The following is a 14,296-nucleotide window of genomic DNA, read 5'->3' as shown; positions in this document are numbered from 1 at the left end:
GCTCACCGTAGCATCGGCTCGGCGTCCCGGTCTTCCGACGGGCGCGCACGGCGAGCCGCATAACGCGGGTCGTCGCTAGCGAAAATTACGGTCAACACGACGAAGAGCGCCCACATTCCCGCGAGGTGCAAGAGCATCGTTCCGCCGCCCCACCGCATGAAGAGGAATCCAGAAATCGGCGGACCGAGCAGCATGCCCGTGGCGTAGAACGCGTTGTAAAACGAGTTCGCAAGGCCGAGGTCGGCTTCGGGCGTGACCACGCCTTGGAGGGCCAGGCTCAACGGTGAAATCGAGGCGAGCGTGGCGCCGGCCACGAAGACGGCGACGCACATCGCGGGAAATGCCGAGAGGAGAACGAAGCTCGCCACCATCGTGCCTCCGATGATGCCGAGGATGCGCATCACGAAGAGGTGTCCGAAGCGGTCGCCGATGAGCCCGGCCACCGTCGAGGTGAGCAGCATGCCGCCGGCGAAGAAGGCGGGGATGAGGATTGTCTGATTTTTCGCGATGCCCTTCGCCTCGATCAGATAGAGCGGGAGAAAGAGCACCACCGAGGCCTGGAAATAGCCGTAGGAGAAGGTCGCGGCGCACGCCGTTTTGACCTTCCAGAAGATGGTCGCGGCGGAATTGGCCGCTCGCTTCTCGGCCGACTCGCTCGTGAGAGCGTGCGCGGATTCGCCATCCGCCTTGCTCGAGCCGTCGAGCTTGAAGAGCACGACGAGCGCAGCGACGGTGGCGAGTGCACCGGCGGCGAGAAAGGCAGAGGTCGTTCCGAGCGGTACGAGAATTCGCGAGAGGATTGGCCCGACGACGTAACCGAGCGCGATCGAGATCGCGTAGAGGCTCATGACGAACCCCTTCTGGTCTTTCTGCGAACGCGAGAGCAGAGCCGTCTCGGCGCTGACCCACACGTTCACGGAGAACACACCGTCGAAGAAGCGTGCGATGGCGAGCGTGGCCAGGGTTCCGAGGAACGGGAACGTCGCTACGCACAGCGTGTAGCCGAGGAGCGCGGCGACGAGGATCGGCTTCGGCCCGAGCTTCTTGCTGAGGATCCCCGCGGGTACCGAGAAGCTGACGATGCCGAGACCGAACGCGAAGGCGAGCCACCCCATGGCGACCTTCGCGATGCCGAGCGCGTCGAGGTGAATCGAGAGGACGGCGAGGGACGTCCCGTACGCGATTCCGAGGAGGAGAATCGCGGAATAGACGGTCCAGATGTTCCGATCCGGAATACGGCGCAGCACGGCGCCCTTCTACTCCGAATCAGGCCGGCCGTCGCGGCTCGTCGGCAGTCCCTATTCTGGACAGGAATGGGGAGGAATTCAGCGCCCGATAATGGTGATCGGGAAACGCTGCGGCGTGAATTCGTTGTCGAGCTCGCCGTCGACGACACGGAGCGGATCGGTCGCCTCGGCGGCTTCGAGGAGGTCGCGATAGCTCGCATTCGCGCCGTTCAGGAGCGTGACGAGGAACTGCCCCATCGCGTGACCGCTCTGCCAAGACGGCGCTTCGATGCCGTTCGTGACGAGGTCGAGGTTCTTCGTCCCGCCTTCCTTGAGCGGGATGTAATCCTTCTCGTAGTAGTTGTAGGAGACGCAGCCGTCGATCCAGAAGAGCTGGTAGCCCTTCGTGAAGTCCGTGCTGCGGAAGTTGCGCGGGTCGAGCGGGCCGAAGCCGATGTACGAGTGGCCGTTGTAGAGGAAGACGTCGCTGTTCTTCGTCGCGTACTTGTGCGGGGTCGAGTCCTGGTCGGCGCCGAAGAACACGATGAGCTTCACGGCGAAGTCGCGCGGCGTCTCGCTTCCGACGGCGACCTTCACGTTGCGCTCGATGGAGAACCACTTGCCGTAGATGCGCTCGGCGAACTGCTTCTCGAGATCGGCGGTGTCGGGCTCGGAGAGATTGAGTGAATCGGTGCGGCGGTGCAGGCCGACGAGGTCCTTGATCGACGGGTTGTCGAGGCTCTTGCCGCTGGCGAGCGTAAAGTGCGCGAGGTTGGCGTCGTTGGGGCCGGGGACGATCTCGAAGCCGTCCTGCGCGGAGATGACTTCGTCGAGGTTCGTCATGAGCTCGCCGAAGTTGAAGTCCCGTGCAACGCCCGCCGAGTGATCGTGGTCGATGAGGCCGTAGACGAGGCTGATGACGAGCTTGTTCGGGTCGACGCCGCCGCGATAAAGGCGCTGGTAATCGGGGTAGGAGGTGCCCTTGTTGGTCTTGTCGGCACCGAGCTTGACCTGAATGGGCAGGTAGAGGCGGTCGACTTCGCTCTTCGTGACCTGCTTGGTCGCGTCGGTGAGCTTCACGCGGTCGGCGTCGATCGTCTGCTGCTCCTGCCTCATCACCTGTTGGCAGCTCGCGACGGTGGGCTCGAACACGTACCAGATGGAGCTCGCGAAATCGCGCGCCTCCGAGTCGTTGCGCGTGCACTCGCGAAGGACGCGGTCGTTCTGCGAGCGGTAGTTCGGATTGAGGAGGGCGAGGGGAACGGCCGTGCGTTTGGCGTACTTCGCGTCGACGACGGCGTTGTCCTTGTACTTGTAGCGGACCTCGATCATGTCCTTGCCGGCGTCGCCCGCGACGGACGTGTCGATCACCTTGACGGTGCGCTTCACGAAGGTGCTCGTGTCGACCTGGTTCAGCTCGCGCGTGTTGACGGCAATGTTGGTCGTGCGAAGTGGTCCGAATGCGGACTGCGCCTGCGAGCGGACGGCGGAGCGGATCGCGTCGTCACTCGACGACGCGTCGACGTAGACCGCACCCATGAACTCGAGCGTCCTCGACCGAGCGGTAATGCTCGTCAGGTCCTCGTCGCTGGTCGCTTCGAGCGAGGCGTCGTCGCTACACGCCGTGGTGCCGCAGAGACCGCCCACGAGGACGAGTCCGAGCCCGAGGACGGAGGCACACCGACGAACGCGAAGCGAGCGGGTAGAGATCATGGCCCCCCTTCCTGCGCACGATGTGTGCCCAATGCCTACAGTGTGGCCGCTTGCGCAATCATTGGCGAACTTCCCGCCACGCGCCCCTCACCCGACCGACATTGAGCTCTCAATGGATGATCAGCGATCCATCCAGACCCGACCGACATTGAGCTCTGAATGGATGATCGGCGATCCAGACCCGACCGACATTGAGCTCTGAATGGATGATCGGCGATCCACCTGGCCGTCAGGTCTGGATGGCTCACGCCTGGCCCATCGCCTTGCGGATCTTCGCCGCCGTCTCGGCCATCTGGTCGTCGCTCTCGTATTTCGTGCGCGGCCAGAAGAAGCCCTTGAGACCGTCCTTCTTCTTGCGGGGCACCACGTGCACGTGGAGGTGAGCCACGCTCTGGCTCACCACGTTGTTCATCGCCACGAAGCTGCCTTCGGCCTCGCACGCTTCGGTGACCGCGCGCGAGAGGTCCTTCACACGCGTGAAGAACGGGCCTACGACCGCGTCAGGCAGGTCGGCCAAGGTCACCACGTGCGCGCGCGGCACGACGAGTACATGGCCATGGAAGAGCGGCCTCACATCGAGGAACGCCATGACGAGGTCGTCTTCGAAGACCACGTGAGCCTTCGTTCCGCCGGAGACGATCGAGCAGAAGATGCAGGCGCTCACTTGGTCGCCACGCCTGTCTTCTTCGCGCCAGTCTTCGGCTTGTCGTCCTTCGCGGGCGGCGCCGTCTGCTCCTTCGCTTCGATGTTCTGCTTGGGAGGAAAGCCGTTCCACACAGCGCTGTACTCGCAGCCAGGGCTCCACATCGCCCAGCCGACGCCGCCGTTTGCCTCGGCACTCTTCGCCTGGTCGACGACGTACTTCGGGCCATACGAGGTGACGCGCCAGGGGAAGGCTTGCAGCCACGAGCGCACGATGGTCGTCGACTTGGCGGCCGCCAGTTGCTTGACAGCGCCCTTCGTGCCGATGCCGACGATCTCGGGGTGATCGCCCGGCTTGTCCCAACCGTTGTAGCCCTTGTCGTAATGCGAGGGGTACACCATGGGCATGATCGCCTCAGCCTCGGGACCGACGGTCGCGATGTCCTGACCGAGCTTCTCGATGTCGCCGCGATCGCCGGTGGCGGTGACGCCGAAGAGATCGAGCGAGAGCATGACGCCGTTCGGTTTCGTGACGGCATGCACGCGCTTCACGAAGTCGCGAATGATGCGCGAGCGATCCTTGGGGTCGGGGAGCTTCGCGATCTTCTGACCGACGTGGACGGGAAAGCGCACGTAGTCGAGGTTGATCTCGTCGGCGCCCGCCTCGACGCCTTCCGTCGCGAGCTCGATGGCGTAGTCCTGCGCCTCGACGTTCGTGGGGTCGATCCAGTCCATGTGGAGAGGAACGGTTCCCGAGGAGTGACGGATCGAGAGGCGCGAGTCCTTGAGCTTCTTGTCCGCGACCGGATCGTGGAAGCACGGAATGCGGAGGATGACGCGAATGCCTCGATCGTGCGCGAAGCGAATGGCACGCGCGAGGTTGGGGATGGGAGCCTTGGCGGCGGCGCCGGTCTCGAGCGCGATCTTCGCCTTCGTGGGGTAGTTGACCGGCCCCATGTAGTCCTTGGCGTCGAGGATGACCGCGTTGAGACCACGCGGAACCATCTTGTCGAGCGTCTCGGTCCACTTGATGGCCGCGTAGCCACCCGTGATGAACAGAACGCGGAGCGCCTTGTCTTCCGGCCAGCCGAGCCGATCGTCTTTCGGATCCTTGGGCGCCTTGGCGACGATGTTCGGGATTTCGATCTTCGCGCCGGGCGTCAGGTTCGGCAGCTTCTTCTGGAGGGCCTTCTCGAAGTCCTTCACTGCATAGATATCGGCGAGCTCGATGTAGGCCGACGCCAGCGTGGCGTGTGTATCGGTCGCGGTGACGACATGCATCACGTGCACGCCGCTCCCGTCCTCGACCACGCTTCCTCCCTTGGGCACGTTCGCTTGGAGCCAAGTGACGAGGTCGTTCTTGGGCGACGACTCCTTCGTAGCGGCAGCAGTCGTCGCCGTTGACGACCCGGCGCTTGCGGCCGAGGAGGTCGGTGCGGTCGCATCACCGGCCAGATCGGTCGTCGCATCCTTGGCCGCCGCCGGCGGGGTCGGATGCGATGCGCACGACAACGAGGACAGTGCGAGAAAGGAAACCGAGAGCGCGAGGAAGCTTCGCATCACCATCCGAGTCGCTCGTGCACGAACGTAGTCAGGCGTTCGGCCATGAGCTTGTGAGTCTTGAGGCCAGGATGAAAGCCGCAGCCTAGGCCGTCGGCATGGTTCTGTTCGGGAAATTCGAGGTATTCGAAATTGCTCTGACCGTTGGCCTTGAGCTTGGCCATCGCGGCTGCCATGTAGCGCTTGGCGAGCGTGCGGTTGTTGCGCCCCTGAGGATAGCGATCGGTGAGCATCGGTCCGAGCGCACAAACGACGAACGCCTCGGGATATTCGGACCGAACACGCGCGAAGAGCTGCGAGTAGACGCGCACGAAGCGCTCTTCGCCCGGATCGTGCGTCGCGAAGTTGTTCGTGCCGACATTGAGCACGACGACCTGCGGAACCCACGACTTGTGGTTCCAGCGGCTGTCGGTCCGCGCAGGCAGGGTGCGCTCCCAGTACTCGGTCATCTCCTTGATGGTCTTGCCGGACCAGGCGACCGTGACATGATCGGCCTTGAGGGCCCGCGCCGTGAGCGCGCTGTAGCTGAGGTACTCGTTCTCCTGGGCGGGATTGAACGTGCAGACTGCGCCGGGGCCTTCGTTGCCGTAACCCGTGGTGATCGAGTCACCCACGAACTCGATCCGCCGATCGGCGGGCGCGGGCGGAGGCATGAGCTTGGCGTCGCCGTCGAACCCGAGGAACGTGGCCTCGCCGACCTTGGCTTCGGTTCGTTTGTAGAGGGCGATCTCGTGGATGTCGTCGGTCAGTCCCTCGACGACGGAGTAGCTCTCTTTGCCCTTCTCGGTCTTGAAGATGGACTTCGGCTCGCCGTCGACGAGGACCTGGAAGAAGTTGTTGCCGTCGTCGCGGATGCGCGCGCTGAGCGCGGGGCCCTTCACGCGAGCGATGATTGCGGTGCCCGGCCAGGCGAAACGGACGGCTTTTGGATCGCTGTTGTCGACGCGGCCGACGAAGCGCACGCCGGGCGCGCCCCCGACGGGCGGAGGGGCCGGCGAGGCACTCGGCGTGCTCGAGTTGGCAGCGCTCGCAGTGACCGCGGCAGCGGGCGTTGGGGCGACGCGGTTCTCCTGTCCGGTGCAAGCGCACGCGAGAAAGGCGAACCCAGGCAGGATGGCGAGCAGCGATGTCGTGCGTCGCAGGCGCGTGAACGATGCCACAGTCGGATCGTAGCGGGGTCTCGGGTCCGTTGTGAAATCAGCGTCATCGCTTATCCGTTCCCCGTGCTAGACGCGGTGGCATGTCGTTCGATCCCAACGCCCCGGCACGGCCGGGCTCAGGCGTATTCGGGCTCCCGTTCGAGGAGTCGGAGGCCGCCCTCGTTCTCCTGCCGGTCCCCTGGGAGGCCACGACCTCGTATGGTGGCGGCGCGGCGGACGGGCCTCGGGCGATTCTCGAGGCGAGCGCGCAGGTGGATCTTTACGACCTCGATGTCGACAAGCCCTACGAGCCCGGCATCTACATGTTGCCCGAAGCGGAAGAGATCATCTCTGCGAACGGGCAGGCCAAGGCGCTCGCCCAGAAAATCATCGAAGCGGGCGGGGATATCGGCGACGATCCGGCGCTCGCGCAGGCTCTCGCGCGCGTCAACGACCTCTCGGCCGTCGTCAACCGTTGGGTCGAAAAGGAGACCACCCGCCTCCTCGACGCGAACAAGATCGTCGGCCTCGTCGGGGGCGACCACTCGGTCCCCTTCGGCGCGCTCCGCGCTCAGGCCGCCAAGACGCCCAAGTTCGGCATCCTCCATTTCGATGCCCACTCGGATACGCGACGCGCGTACGAGGGCTTCGAGCATTCGCATGCCTCGATCATGTTCAACGTGCTCGAGCACATCCCGCAGGTCGAGAAGCTCGTGCAGGTCGGCATCCGAGACGTGTGCGAAGAAGAAATCGAATACGGCCGCTCGCAGCGTGATCGCTTCCGTATGTTCTCGGACCGCGAGATCACGATGCGCAAACAGGATGGCGTGCCGTTCTCGACGATCGCGAAAGACATCGTCGCTGCGCTCCCCAACGACGTCTGGGTATCGTTCGACATCGACGGACTCGACCCGCGGTTCTGCCCGCACACCGGCACGCCGGTTCCAGGCGGCCTCGACACACAAGAGGTCGTCACGGTCCTGCGCGAGCTCGCTCGCTCGGGCCGCCGCATCGTCGGCTTCGACCTGAACGAGGTCGCCCCCAACCCCTCCGACGCGAACGACGAGTGGGACGGCAACGTCGGCGCCCGCATGCTCTACAAGCTCATCGGTTTCACCCTCGCGAGCCAAGGCAAGGCCCAGCTGCAGCCCTGACCTCACTGTCGGTCGACTCGAAGCGCCGTTCCCACCGCATGCGGGGACGGCGCTCGTCGTTTAAGGTCCAGCTGCCGCAGTAGACCTCAATGTCGGTCGATTCTGAGGCGCATGGCGTCGCAGTAGACCTCAATGTCGGTCGATTCCCGTGAGCCCTGGCGTTGCGCGCCTTTCCGGGGTGGGCGGGCCATTTCGCTTGACCTGCAGCGCTTCCTGGCTTGTAAATGAAATTGAAAGTCGTTTTCAAATTCATGAGGCCGAGATGGTTCATGTGCACGAAGAGGATGTCCTGTCGCTGGTTGGTCGCGCCGAGGCTCGCCGCCGTTTTCCGGATCTCGGGTTCTCCGATCCGGCTGCCGAGAATGTCCTGACGAAGCTCGAGCTGGATGCCGGTCGTTTCGACGACCGACGCCTCCGCGCGTCGATGATGCGCACCATGGTGGTGGACGGCATCGTCCGGCAGTTCTTCGAGCGTCACCCGCAAGGCCTAGCGGTGGCGTTGAATCCCGGACTCTGCACACGCTTCTCGCGCATGGATAACGGCGTGCTTCGTTGGATCGAGCTCGAGCCGCCGGGCTTCGCCGAGTTCAAGTCGAGCCTCTTCGACCCCTCCGAGCGTCACATCATCGCCACGTGCTGCTCCGTGGGATGCACAGGATGGATGCGCCGGTTGCGCGGCGCCGAAGACGTGCCCACGATCCTCATCGCCCAGGGGGCACTCCTTCGTGCGCACGTCGCAGATCGCGATGCGTTCTTCCTACGCGCTGCCGAGTGGCTGCCCGCAGGCACCGAGCTCGTGATGGACTACGACGCCAAGGCGCCGATTCGACCTTCTTCGCTGCGCGCGAATGTTTCTCTCGAAGTGGGCGACGGATGCGGCGGCTGGGCACGATTCCCGCGGATGCGCTTCGTGTCGTCGGGCGAATACGCTCCTCGCCTTGCCCACGAGCTCTCTGGGCTCAACGCGGTTTCGCGTCTGTTCAAAGGAAACGCTGGCCCGTCCGTCGCGCACCTGCGCTTCGTCTGATTCACTCATCTCCGCTGGGAGCTTCTATCCAATGTCAGGGTGAAGATTGGCTTGGTGCTCGCGGGTAGACGTGCAGCGTGAATCCCGCGTCGCGAAATGCCCGGAGTGCTTCGAGTGGTGGGTATTCGTCGACGACCCACGGGTGGTGTTCGTCGTCCAGATCGAGTCGCGAGAGGTCGACGCAATGAGTGTTGAAGTCCCACGGATCGACGTGAAGGACGCGTATCCAGGCAAGCACGTCGTCGTCGCTCAGTGTCGAGGCAAGATTGGCAATGATCGGGGTTCCGCACGGGATATTGAGATAGCGTTCAGGTGAGTACGGGAGGTGCTGGATGACGGATGGGACGAGCCCGCCGACCACGAGGACCTCGAGATCGACGTCGAGTGCGCGTTTCGGTGTCGACGAGGCAGGCAGCAGGGCTTGGGCGATGGATATCGCCTCTGTGAGCGATGCGCCCGTGAGCTGCCGTATTCGTACGAACGCGGCGATGCGTCCGCCCGTGGCGTCAGCGCGCCGGACGTCATCTTCCTGAGCGGGGGACAACGAAAATTCGGTCATCGTCAACCGTTGGGCATGAAGTAGAAAGCAAAGTTTGCCTCCCGCAGACGGAGGAACTTCCCGACCGGGCCGCCGCTCGCAGGGGGTGCGTCCGCTACCGTCTCGACCGAGAACATCGCGCGCAGCGCCTCGACGTCCGCGCGCCATGGATCGAGCGCGTGTGTCGAGAAATCCCACGGATCGACCCCGAAACACGAGGCGAGCTGGCGACTTCGACTGCTGCCCTCGGGCGTCTCGAAGACTACCTCGACGATGACAGCACCGTCGCGCGTCCCGTCGTAACGCCAGGCGGCATGCGTGAGGCAGGGGACGAGCGCCGCGCGAAAAGGACCAATCGCAAGAACCTGACCGTACATACCCATGGTCGCGAACGAGCCTACCATCCAGCGACTCCAGAACGCCTTGGGGTCACCGCCGCCGTACCTCAACCACGTTCGAGCTCGATCGAACGCCGCTCACTGATCTGACCGACATTGACCGTGCACAGATCTGACGACATTGATCGACTGACATTGAAGCGCGGCGTCGAGCCACGCCAGGCCCACCGACATTAGGGTCGGTCCGACCGACATTGGCGCAGCCCGATTCAACCGACACGGAGCTTCCTCCGAATTTCCGTGAGGGTATGGCGATCCGACCGACATTGGCGATCCGACCGACATTGAAGGCTCGAGCTCGGACGACGCTCTGCCCGGGCGGCCCGGCGTCGCTCCGCGCGGGGCAATGTCAGTCAGCTCTCGGCGCTGTCGGTCGGATCTCAGTGCGACCCGCCCGGCGGAGCCTTCGACGAACGACGCGGTAGTTTCGTCGGACAATGACTTTTGACAAAGAGCTTGCGACTGCCGTTCACACGCGCGCAGATGGCGTCGTGAGGTTCGGTGGCCGAGCCCCTGCCGAAGTCCTCGCCGAGCTCGACGAGTCGAAAACGGTCGCCGTGGTCTCGGGAAGCGCTCGGGCCGAAGGGGCGGTCCGAAGAGGGCTTCGTGAAGGCGTTTGGCAGTTTCGCGATGACGGAGCGGGTGGGCCGCCCATCCTGGTTACGTTCGCCAATGATCGACCGATCGACCCTCCGGCCGAATGGCGTGACGATGCCTGGCCGCGTCCGTCGTCGGCAGACACGCACGCGGCCGTTTCGTGCATTCTTCGGACGTATCGTCCCGAGACGATGCCGCGCGAGTGCTTTCCACTCTGCGCGCGCCTGGCCATCAAACGATATCGATCCTCGCGGCTTTTCGAACCGCTCTCGGCATCTCGCTTGGTGCAGCAAGGTGGCTTCTCGATCGCTGACGCTCACCTCCGAGAAGCGTCTCGGTGGGACGAGCTTGGTGTCACTCCAAGCCGCCGGGTCAAAGCCGTCCTTGCGGGCTCGCGCACGGACCGCTTCGCTATCGAGCAAGGCACGGGTCCTCGCGGCATTCGCTTTGCTACGGAATTCGCTCTGGTATGGCCAACACGGTGGCCGAGCGCCGGCACGGTCGCCGTGAAGCACGAGGCAGGAATCGTCCGGCGCGAGCTGGGACGCCATGAACACCACCCGTATCGCTTCTCCACCTCCCCGTCCGCCGGAGCTCCTCGGTCGAACGGTCGTCGTGATTGGCGGCAGCGCTGGGATCGGGCTTGAAACGGGGCGTCGAGCGCGCGGGGAGGGCGCCAACGTGATCCTCACGGGCAGAAACCCCGAACGTCTCGATAACGCCGCGCGCGAGCTTGACGCTGTCGCTACCGCTGCGTTCGATGCGACCGATCCGGTGTCACTCGACCGATTCTTTCGCGAACTTCGGGAGCCCGTCGACCACGTGATGGTAACGGCTGGCCGTCCGTCCTACGGCCGGCTCGCCGATATGGACCTCGCGGAGATCCGCGCCGCGCTCGAGGACCACCTCTTGGTTGCGCTTCTCGTCGGCCGCGCTGCAATCGGCAAGGTAAGGCCCGGTGGCTCGCTACTCTTCATGGGGGGCACCGGCGCGCGTCGCCCAGGCCTCGGTCTCGTCCTCGCTTCGACGGTCACCGTGGCATTCCCTGCCTTGGTCGCGAACCTGGCGCTCGAGCTCGCCCCTATACGCGTGAACCTCATCGCCGCCGGCTTCGTCGACACGCCATTGTCGGCCCAGCTCCTAGGCAAAGAGCTTGAGGACCGCCGGAATCAACTCCGCGCCACACTCCCCATCCATCGCGTCGTCGAACCCACCGACGTCGCCGCCCTCGCCATCCATCTCATGAGCAACACGGCACTTACGGGCGCCACGTACGACATCGACGGCGGCCAGCAGCTCGTCGCCGGTTGAGCTCTCGGGGGCTGCGGTTGGTGAGGAGTGGTTTCCTCGTCGCCTTCCCGCCAGGCTCACTGTCGGTCGAATCTCCCGGTCGGCTCACTGTCGGTCGAATCTCCCGGTCGGCTCACTGTCGGTCGAATCTCCCGGTCGGCTCACTGTCGGTCGAATCTCCCGGTCGGCTCACTGTCGGTCGAATCTCGCGGCCGGTCGAATCTCCCGCCACGTTCATCGCGTTCAATGTCGGTCGTACGTTCGGTCCCAGCTCTGTGACCGGCGCCCCGAGCGGCTACGCCAGGTGCGATCGGGAATGCGCTCGACGTCCGGCTCCTGACGCTGCCTGTCGAATTCGCCGATTGTCCGGCCATCGGCTCGCGCTGGCGCCGCGGCTGGGGCGGCGTCGCTCAGTGCTTCAGTCCCGGGACGCCGTTCACGACGACACCGGTGCACAGATTCTGCTGCGAAAGGGCAGAGAGCATGCGCACTTCGTCGGCGACCACCTTTTCGGTCTCGATCGACCCGTCGGCTTCGAGCACGAGGCGATAGCAATGCGTGCTGTCTCGAACGACCCACACGTTCTTTCGGCCGTTCTCCACCCAGTTCGGCTTGCCGAGACGGACGGTGAGCTTCTTCATCGCCTCGTCGAACGTCTCCATTTTCTGCGCGAGCTGGTGTGCCTCCTCGAGGTCGCGTACGGTCTTCGGACGGAGTTGGCGTGCGGGCGTGACCACGACGGTTGTGGTCGGCCCTGCCTCCATGGCGTCACCGATGGCCAGCGGATCCGCGTTCGTCCCGTCCGAAGGACGCACCGCCGTGGGGACCTCCGCGCGGACGGCCCTCTCCGCCCAGGCTTCGGCGGCGGTCTGTGTCGGCCCTTCAGGCGCAGCTTCCTCGGCGGTTTCGGACGTGGGAGCCGGGGCCTCCGCGGTTGCCGACGCCAGAGCGGGAGACGCGGCCGGCGTACTTGTTGGAGTGGACGCGCACCCGCAGAGAACGACGAGAGAAACGCCAAGAGCGGAGAGCACGGACTTCATCTCGTCCGTTAATGCCACGACGACACCGAATCATTCAGTGATTCGAAAGTCGTTGTTCGAATTTAGGCGCGTGGCAGGGAAACGACCTCAGCCGTATCTCCCACGTCGCCGAGAACGACGCTTTCTGACGGCGTCTGCAGCGCCAATTCTGTCGTGACGTGACGCGCCATCGTCAGGACTCCGGCCGCGCTTTCGTCAGCCATACCGCGCCTCGAGTGGAATCTCGACGCCGGGCGTCAACCTCGCAATTCGGCGTCGAGCTCACTCAATAGCTCGTTGAAGCGCCCGCGTCCGGGATGTGGAGCCGGGTAGCGACGCAACACGCTGCGGACGGACACTGGCGCAAGACGGGCGGCCCACCGGAGGTGCTCATTCGTTGCGTCTCCGTCCTTGGGGGCGTTGAGTGCGCCGACCTCGAGGGCGAGAGCTTGATGGATCGCCGACCCAAGAATGTGTTTGATCTGGTGCGGCGAGGCGATGGGGTGAAGGAAAGCGGCTGCAGCCGCGTGGCTCGCGGCGTAAGCCGCATGGGCGGCAGGACCATCGCCGATTTCGCGCGCTGCTGCGTGTGCGGCCCAAGCCACGGTGCGCAGCAATGCCGTGCGTCGCTTTCCAGCGCCGAACGCTTCCGCCTCGGCGATGGCCTCACGAGGACGCGGATCTAGCGGATGGGCGGTCTCGAAGATCGACAAGACCTTTCGAGCGCAGGTGGCGGCATACAGCGTGACCTGCCTGAGGTCCTCTTCCTCGAGTCGCACATTGCTTTTCGTGTCGTCCGACATTGAGAAGATCCCTCCTCGCTCGTATAGCGCCTCCCTCGTGCGGTCCGCCACGGAGGTCGCAGCGAACGCGTGGCGCCCACGGCTCCCACGAGACCTGACCGACATTGACCCGTCTGAGAAGACTCGACCGACATTGACCGGGCTCTGGGCGCGAGGAGACCCGACCGACATTGACCCACTCTCGGGCGATAAGCCGCAGCAGGTCCGACCGACATTGACTCGCGCAAGCCGCAGACGACCGACGTTGAGTCGCGCTGACCCTCAAGTCGACGAATGGAAGCGCTCTTCGAACGCGCGAATGCATGCTCGCCGAGCTGAGCGGTCGAAGACGGCAAACACCACGTCTTCGAAGGCCCCGAAAAACCGACCGGCAAGCGCGCGTTCGAACAGCGAGGCGACCATGGCAGGATCATTCCCGAACACGCCGCAGCCCCACGCGCCGAGGACGAGGCGCTTGTGGCCATGTCGTGCCGCGATCGCCAGTGCCTTTGCGATGCGGTCCTCCATTGCCTGTTCGATGTCGCCGGTGCGAGTCGGATCACGCTCCAGGACCACCCGGGCGTTCGGAGCGGGAGCCGTGAGGAACGCAGCGCGCCACGGCACGTCGAGCAATTCGCCAGTGCCGTCGTCGCGCACGATGGGCACACCGGGGGAGTAGATCATCCAGCTCGTGTAGAGACAGTCCGAGATTTCGCGATGGTGCGCGTACATCGGGCTTCGGTGAATGCACGCGTACAGCGCCGAAGAGCGCGCGAGCGACTCCTCCTGCGCCTGTGCGCCGCCTAGAAAGCCGCCGCCTGGATTCTTGGCGGACGCGAAATTCAGGATGAAGGGGTCGAGCCCGTCGCCAGCAAGCTCACGGGCTGTCGCGAGGGTCGTGCCGTCGACGACGCGCAGGCGGGGCGATCGTAGCGCACCGACCGAGGGCTCGAATCCCAGCGAGTCCGCAGGTGGGTAGTCGATCGTTCGGGCCACGGCGTTGCCGATGGCGTCGCGCACGTCGACTTCGACGCCCGCAGCTGAGCGATATCGGCCAGACGCAAGCATGCCCATGACCTCCCACGCCTGCGTTGCGCGTTCGGAGCGGATTTCCTTGGTCGACGACATCCCGTCAAGATGCCATTGACTAGAATAAAGTCAATTGCACTCTTTGTCGTGGCCCCGGGCGCGCCGATCGTGGGCGTTTCCCG

At 64.6% G+C, this 14,296-nt stretch carries 13 protein-coding genes; 3 read left to right on the top strand and 10 right to left on the bottom strand.

Annotation, left to right across the window (positions count from 1 at the left end; translation table 11 throughout):
* Positions 1-2: 2 nt before the first annotated feature.
* The 5 genes from AKJ09_RS49280 to AKJ09_RS49260 all read right to left on the bottom strand — a co-directional run bounded on the left by AKJ09_RS49280 (position 3) and on the right by AKJ09_RS49260 (position 6,301).
* Entirely contained in the window at positions 3-1,247 is a 1,245-nt protein-coding gene (locus tag AKJ09_RS49280; RefSeq protein WP_146654811.1) for an MFS transporter, read from the bottom strand.
* A gap of 78 nt (positions 1,248-1,325) precedes the next feature.
* Positions 1,326-2,939 carry a hypothetical protein gene (locus tag AKJ09_RS49275; RefSeq protein WP_146654810.1) on the bottom strand — a complete coding sequence of 538 codons (1,614 nt, stop codon included), beginning with the start codon at positions 2,937-2,939 and terminating at the stop codon, positions 1,326-1,328.
* 244 nt (positions 2,940-3,183) lie between these two features.
* A complete protein-coding gene (locus AKJ09_RS49270) occupies positions 3,184-3,603 on the bottom strand; it encodes an HIT family protein (protein WP_240488893.1) in 420 nt (139 codons plus the stop codon).
* Positions 3,600-5,147, bottom strand: a complete 1,548-nt coding sequence (locus AKJ09_RS49265) for a putative glycoside hydrolase (RefSeq protein ID WP_146654808.1) — start codon at positions 5,145-5,147, stop codon at positions 3,600-3,602. The genes AKJ09_RS49270 and AKJ09_RS49265 overlap by 4 nt, the downstream gene beginning before the upstream one ends.
* On the bottom strand, positions 5,141-6,301 hold the full coding sequence (locus AKJ09_RS49260) for an SGNH/GDSL hydrolase family protein (protein WP_146654807.1): 1,161 nt from the start codon (positions 6,299-6,301) through the stop codon (positions 5,141-5,143). Before AKJ09_RS49260 ends, AKJ09_RS49265 begins: the two co-directional genes overlap by 7 nt.
* 80 nt (positions 6,302-6,381) lie before the next feature.
* Here AKJ09_RS49260 and AKJ09_RS49255 point away from each other — a divergent pair, with 80 nt between their 5' ends.
* Positions 6,382-7,434: an agmatinase family protein gene (locus AKJ09_RS49255; RefSeq protein WP_146654806.1), complete on the top strand. Its 1,053-nt coding sequence runs from the start codon at positions 6,382-6,384 to the stop codon at positions 7,432-7,434.
* Positions 7,435-7,696: 262 nt separating this feature from the next.
* Positions 7,697-8,461, top strand: a complete 765-nt coding sequence (locus AKJ09_RS49250) for a class I SAM-dependent methyltransferase (protein ID WP_146654805.1) — start codon at positions 7,697-7,699, stop codon at positions 8,459-8,461.
* A 34-nt stretch (positions 8,462-8,495) separates the two neighbouring features.
* Here the strand turns inward: AKJ09_RS49250 and AKJ09_RS49245 are convergent, their stop codons facing one another.
* Positions 8,496-9,020: a hypothetical protein gene (locus AKJ09_RS49245; protein ID WP_146654804.1), complete on the bottom strand. Its 525-nt coding sequence runs from the start codon at positions 9,018-9,020 to the stop codon at positions 8,496-8,498.
* A 2-nt stretch (positions 9,021-9,022) separates the two neighbouring features.
* Positions 9,023-9,382, bottom strand: coding sequence for a hypothetical protein (locus AKJ09_RS49240; RefSeq protein WP_146654803.1), 360 nt, complete (start codon positions 9,380-9,382; stop codon positions 9,023-9,025).
* A 1,161-nt stretch (positions 9,383-10,543) separates the two neighbouring features.
* Between AKJ09_RS49240 and AKJ09_RS49235 the strand changes: the two genes are divergently transcribed.
* Positions 10,544-11,305, top strand: coding sequence for an SDR family oxidoreductase (locus tag AKJ09_RS49235; protein ID WP_146654802.1), 762 nt, complete (start codon positions 10,544-10,546; stop codon positions 11,303-11,305).
* Between the two features lie 389 nt (positions 11,306-11,694).
* Here the strand turns inward: AKJ09_RS49235 and AKJ09_RS49230 are convergent, their stop codons facing one another.
* The 3 genes from AKJ09_RS49230 to AKJ09_RS49220 all read right to left on the bottom strand — a co-directional run bounded on the left by AKJ09_RS49230 (position 11,695) and on the right by AKJ09_RS49220 (position 14,213).
* A complete protein-coding gene (locus AKJ09_RS49230; RefSeq protein ID WP_146654801.1) occupies positions 11,695-12,342 on the bottom strand; it encodes a hypothetical protein in 648 nt (215 codons plus the stop codon).
* Between the two features lie 218 nt (positions 12,343-12,560).
* Complete coding sequence (locus tag AKJ09_RS49225) at positions 12,561-13,106, bottom strand: putative immunity protein (RefSeq protein ID WP_146654800.1); 546 nt, start codon at positions 13,104-13,106, stop codon at positions 12,561-12,563.
* Positions 13,107-13,367: 261 nt separating this feature from the next.
* A complete protein-coding gene (locus tag AKJ09_RS49220) occupies positions 13,368-14,213 on the bottom strand; it encodes a TIGR02452 family protein (RefSeq protein ID WP_146654799.1) in 846 nt (281 codons plus the stop codon).
* Positions 14,214-14,296: the final 83 nt, after the last annotated feature.

This window comes from Labilithrix luteola (genome assembly GCF_001263205.1).
GTDB classification, from domain to species: domain Bacteria; phylum Myxococcota_A; class Polyangia; order Polyangiales; family Polyangiaceae; genus Labilithrix; species Labilithrix luteola.
This window is presented reverse-complemented; position numbering and strand designations above follow the sequence as displayed.

What these genes read in the sequence shown, in the direction of transcription:
- AKJ09_RS49220 (WP_146654799.1), bottom strand. Translation starts at nt 14,213, where the DNA reads ATGTCGTCGACCAAGGAAATCCGCTCCGAACGCGCAACGCAGGCGTGG.
- AKJ09_RS49240 (WP_146654803.1), bottom strand. Translation starts at nt 9,382, where the DNA reads ATGGGTATGTACGGTCAGGTTCTTGCGATTGGTCCTTTTCGCGCGGCG.
- AKJ09_RS49250 (WP_146654805.1), top strand. Translation starts at nt 7,697, where the DNA reads ATGGTTCATGTGCACGAAGAGGATGTCCTGTCGCTGGTTGGTCGCGCC.
- AKJ09_RS49255 (WP_146654806.1), top strand. Translation starts at nt 6,382, where the DNA reads ATGTCGTTCGATCCCAACGCCCCGGCACGGCCGGGCTCAGGCGTATTC.
- AKJ09_RS49265 (WP_146654808.1), bottom strand. Translation starts at nt 5,147, where the DNA reads ATGGTGATGCGAAGCTTCCTCGCGCTCTCGGTTTCCTTTCTCGCACTG.
- AKJ09_RS49235 (WP_146654802.1), top strand. Translation starts at nt 10,544, where the DNA reads ATGAACACCACCCGTATCGCTTCTCCACCTCCCCGTCCGCCGGAGCTC.
- AKJ09_RS49245 (WP_146654804.1), bottom strand. Translation starts at nt 9,020, where the DNA reads ATGACCGAATTTTCGTTGTCCCCCGCTCAGGAAGATGACGTCCGGCGC.
- AKJ09_RS49275 (WP_146654810.1), bottom strand. Translation starts at nt 2,939, where the DNA reads ATGATCTCTACCCGCTCGCTTCGCGTTCGTCGGTGTGCCTCCGTCCTC.
- AKJ09_RS49225 (WP_146654800.1), bottom strand. Translation starts at nt 13,106, where the DNA reads ATGTCGGACGACACGAAAAGCAATGTGCGACTCGAGGAAGAGGACCTC.